Genomic DNA, 4,861 nt, shown 5'->3' with positions numbered 1-4,861 from the left:
TTTTCATGTTAGGACAGATGGTGGATCAAAATCCAGATGTTGCAAAACAAGTCCACGACGAGGGTCATGAGGTAGCATGTCATTCGTATTCTCATCCACAATTGAATACACTTTCGACAGAAAAATTACAAAGTGAAATAAATAAAGCTAATAAAGCAATTTTCAAAGCTACGGGTGTCTTACCTCGCAATATCCGTCCCCCTTATGGTGCTATCGATAAAAAGAGTGCTGAGGCAATTGGTATGCCAATTATTCAATGGAATATTGATTCGCTGGATTGGAAATCAAGAAATCCTGAAGCAATCAATAATGTTGTCAAACAGAACATCTTTAATGGGGCAATTATCCTGATCCATGATATCCATCCTGAATCAGTCAAAGCTGTACCAGGATTGATCACTATGTTAAAAAATAAAGGATACGAATTTGTGACGATCGATCAACTATTGTCAGGAAAACAAAAACCATTGCATCAATATTTTGGTATGAATGATGAGCGACTAGTAGATTAACTATCTTAAAAATTTTGATGTAATCCTTTGATTCATTCAAAAAAGAGATTTTTAGATAGAAGAGCTTTGGTTTAAATGGGTAAAACATACTATTATCAATAATAAAATAATCCTTTTTTATTATTTTTGTTGATAGGTAAAATAATATATTTGTAGTTTCTCTTTCAGAAGAAAAGTTAAATAAAAAAAACTGATAAAGTGTGTCAAGTATAATAACTAATATAAACACAAGCACTACATTATTTTTAATTATAAGTCAATAACGGATCTACTTCAAAAATAGAAAGATATCCTGATAGTAAAGATGGTAGTAAAAACTGTAAGAAATTCACTTAAAATGAGCTAAGAAATTTGATGGAAAATTTGAAGTAGACATGAAGAAAGGGAGAAGCAAAAGGCATCTCCCATGTTTTTATGTTTTGATTTCAAATTTTGATATTGCAAGATATACTGCGATCATACACTCCTGATAGCAATCTTGGTCGTATTTTCCGTTTCTCCACGATTTTTTGTGTATCAAAGAGCTAAATCTTTTAAGAATGGCTTCAATGGCTTCTTCATTCCCAGATTTCGCTAAAATGAAATCTTCTTTCAATGTATTCATAGACCCTTTTCCTTTCCATAAATTTAAATGTTTTTTACAGGAGGTGGTCGTATCAGAATTGAAATTAAAATCGAGTGAATAATTTTTAAATAAGCAATTCTTGGATTTTTTGATAAAGGCGATGCTTTAGATTAGTGGCTCCTTGTCTCGTAATACCTAAAGATTCTCCAATCTCTTTATCTGTCTTGTCGAAAATAAATTTTTCAACAAGAAATATCTGTTCTTTTTCTTTTAACAAAGGAATAATCTTAGCTAATTTGGCATCTTCAACTTTAAAAGTTATATTTAAAATAGGAACAGGTTGCTTGACTTTGATTTTATTTTCAGTAAAGAAATTTTGAGGAAATTGATCGAGTTGTTCATGGTCTCTTATCTTTTTCTGCTTTTTAAAATAGGAGTTTGCGGTATTCTCGATGACCTTTTCAAAAAAACGAATAAGTTGGGCATTCACGCGTTCATCATTTTCTGACATTCTACTCACTTCTTCCAATCAAATTTAAAAGGAGAATGAACAGAAAGCGTGAAAAGAAGCTAATGCAATCTATACTTATCAATAAACTCTATAATATAATCTCTTTATACATTGATGTTACTTTACTATCAATGTTTATTTTGAGAAAAATATTATGAGTTAAGTTATCGTAGGAAATGCTTAAACCAAGATGATTGGTTGAATTTTTGAAGATTTCTTTATTTGATAGTGGATGGCCTGTACTTTTTAGAATTGGCACACCGGTCAAACTGATAGTTGAGTATGAAAGCACTTGTTTATTTGTCCTTTCCCCAATATATTGTTAGTAACTCATCCTATCTAGAAATAGTTTCTAATTTTTTAGTGATAATCATTATTTTTATATTCGTCCTTATTCGGCTTATTAAGTGAATTGATATTGTATATTGAAAAAAGTCTCGCTTTTAACTCATATTAATCTCTACTAAGATTCCTCCTTTCTTCGAGTATTATTCTCATTTGTTTATAAATTGCATTTTTTTCTTCTTCTAGTTTCAGCGTTTTCTCCTTTCATTATTAACAACGAGGAAAAAGGCTAAATGGACACAATATAAATATATTTAATAGAAGGGTAAAAAATGATCGTTCATATTGAAATTATTGAAAATATATTTTAATATATTATATGATAAATCGGACGTGTTTTACTATTTTTTAATAAAATGAACGTTCGTTTTCAGTTTTATTTTCAGCTAATTTTTATGTAAGGAGGATAAATAGTATGTTTTATCAAAAAACGGAGAAGCAGTTTAAGTACGCAATTAAAAAGAAAAAAGGAGGAGGTGGAGCGGCTTCTTTCATTATCGGTGCAATTTTTTTAGGAATAGGATTAATTTCTTATCCTACAGTTTCTTTTGCTAGTGAAACAACAGAGATAAATCAATCAAGTGAAATCCAATCTAGTTTGACTAATTCTGGTCTAAAAGAAAGTAATTCAGAAGAAAAACAAAATATTGATATGTCGGAAGATAGCTCTATAAATAACGAACTAGAACTAGATTCGAAAGCAAACGTTTCTGGATCAGAAAATTCATTTGATGAATCTACTAACAATCTAGAAACTACAAATTTATCTGAAGATAGTATTGAAGTTCAGTCAGAGTTTATTATTCAAAATGAAGACTCGACTGATAATGATGCTGTTCAAGAATTAGAAATGAATCCCCATGAAGATAACGGTGATGATATTTCAGTTGAGAATCAGATGACAGGAGCTACAGAAGAAAGTATAAAAAGTAATACTCAAGAAGTAGATAAAGATACGACAGTTTTATCTGATACACCAAGAGATTTCGTCAATTTAGAGGACACTAGTACAGATATAGAAAATGCTACTCCACAAAAAATAGACAAAAAAGACAGTACGTCTTTATCAGAGGAAAATCTTTCGTCACCAGCATCAAGTACTTTACGCAGAAGAATTAGGAGTTTGGATGTTCAAACTGGAGAAACTTTTTTAGAAGATTGGGCACTACCAGACAATTCTAACATTTCTGGAACTTTGATTACCCAGACTGGAATTACGTATGTGGGTGTAAAAAAGAATGATCCTACCCAATTGCATTTAAAAATGGCCTATAGAGCTGCAGCAACACCAGCTGCAATTGATTGGATTTATCTTCGTGTGGATCCAGAGCTTATGAAATATATTAAAGAAATCAACATAAAAAATACTGTAAACATCGGTGCGCAAGTTGGTTACCAACGATATTTTGAAAAAGTAGATGCTAATACATTGAGTGATGTAAATACTTTCGGAACCCCGACCGGTGTAAGTGATGCTTATGCACAAGTAGATCAAACAACTGGCGGAATCTATCGTGTATTATTAGATAAATTTTTTACACGTATTCCAGGTGTAAAACCTAAGGACCGAGGTGCGTTATCTGGAAACTGGGGTGTATTTCCATCAGTTCCTCTCGAGGCTGAGAGATATGAAGCAAATATCTATATAAAATTATCAAAAGATGTCGCAGAGTTACAGCAAGAACTTGGAAGGGATAAGTTTGGTGTTCAACTTCGTTTACAAGGTCAATCAAGTTCTGGTGTTGCAACTATTGCTAAAGAAAGTTTAAATAAGAATACTATTATTGATCTTTCACAAGAAGAGCCAGAAGAAAATAGTTCAAATTGGTTAAATTCACCATCTATCCATACAATTACTACTACTTATGAAGGAAAGCAAATGGGGAGCGATGGTCAGTTCAGTAATATTCTCGAAGGAACTGATAAAAGTCTGATTAGAGTTCAGAATACAATCATGAATAACCTTTTATATGGAACGGCACTTGATTTAGGTCGACCTGTTTCATTTAATATTGAGATTGATCCACAAATATTAAATTTAGTTTCAGATGATGATTATATTACGATTTGGCAAGTATACAGAGAAAATAGTATCAACCATCATGACGGTGGATCAAATGCACCTGTCATGTTGAAAAAGAATATGTTTGTAGATAATAAAATAAAAATTGAAGTCAACAAGGATAAAGCTGGTCAGTATGAAAACGGAGTTTACTACGTTAATGCTGTTGAGAGCTTTATGAATACTTTGAGTTCCTCACCATTTGTTGGTGCAAACTTTATTGATATTCCTGTTATGCCTAAACCTCTAATTGAAGATGAAGATCAATTGGTAACAGCAGAAATTAAAACATGGTTTACGGATAAAAAAAATGATCAAGAGAGAGTAGTAAGAAACTCACTTGCTTCAAGTTACATTAATTTATTCCCTACTACTATTAATTTCTATGATTATTCAACCAAGGATACAGAACAATTATTGAAGTTACGTGAATCAACCTATTTAGTTTCTACGTTTGGTCAAGAAATTAATGGAATGGATATGGGGGAAACATACGAAATTAGTAATTATGAGTTTGTGACTGCCGATCCTGAAAGTTTAATAATTACACAAAAAGATGGAAATGTCATTAATTTATATTATAAGAAACTTTCTAGTGATGCTGAATTTTATGAACCAGAAGTAGAAAAAGAAGAAGTCAACTATGGAGGAACGATTGATTTAACGGATAATGTAACTAATCTTGAAGAGTTGCCGGAAGGCACGAAAGTGAACGATGTTACACCAGAAGGTGTCATTGATACAACCCAGCCAGGTGAGTACGAAGGAACGATAGAAGTTACGTACCCAGATGGAACAAAAGATACAGTGAAAGTTCCAGTGGAAGTAGTGGACAATCGAAATGATGCTGAAAAATATACTCCAGA

Annotated in this window: 4 protein-coding genes; 2 read left to right on the top strand and 2 right to left on the bottom strand. The window is 31.9% G+C overall.

Going from position 1 to position 4,861, the window contains the following annotated elements; translation table 11 throughout:
- The coding region (locus DVW06_RS16620; protein WP_153226866.1) for a polysaccharide deacetylase family protein at positions 1-512 on the top strand (512 nt) is incomplete at its 5' end.
- Between the two features lie 412 nt (positions 513-924).
- On the opposite strand, the gene DVW06_RS16615 is transcribed toward DVW06_RS16620, so the two are convergent.
- Both DVW06_RS16615 and DVW06_RS16610 read right to left on the bottom strand, forming a co-directional pair.
- Positions 925-1,116 (bottom strand): helix-turn-helix domain-containing protein, encoded by a 192-nt coding sequence (locus tag DVW06_RS16615; RefSeq protein WP_137264906.1) that lies wholly within the window; start codon positions 1,114-1,116, stop codon positions 925-927.
- 85 nt (positions 1,117-1,201) lie between these two features.
- On the bottom strand, positions 1,202-1,588 hold the full coding sequence (locus DVW06_RS16610; protein ID WP_137264905.1) for a sigma-70 family RNA polymerase sigma factor: 387 nt from the start codon (positions 1,586-1,588) through the stop codon (positions 1,202-1,204).
- A gap of 760 nt (positions 1,589-2,348) precedes the next feature.
- Here DVW06_RS16610 and DVW06_RS16605 point away from each other — a divergent pair.
- Positions 2,349-4,861: Rib/alpha-like domain-containing protein (locus tag DVW06_RS16605; RefSeq protein WP_274543598.1), on the top strand; the 2,513-nt coding region annotated here is incomplete at its 3' end.

The organism is Enterococcus sp. ARL09-542 (assembly GCF_005234805.1).
GTDB lineage: Bacteria > Bacillota > Bacilli > Lactobacillales > Enterococcaceae > Enterococcus_D > Enterococcus_D gallinarum.
Note: the sequence above shows the minus strand (reverse complement) of the source record. Positions and strands in the feature narration are given on the sequence as shown.

What these genes read in the sequence shown, in the direction of transcription:
- DVW06_RS16615 (WP_137264906.1), bottom strand. Translation starts at nt 1,116, where the DNA reads ATGAATACATTGAAAGAAGATTTCATTTTAGCGAAATCTGGGAATGAA.
- DVW06_RS16610 (WP_137264905.1), bottom strand. Translation starts at nt 1,588, where the DNA reads ATGTCAGAAAATGATGAACGCGTGAATGCCCAACTTATTCGTTTTTTT.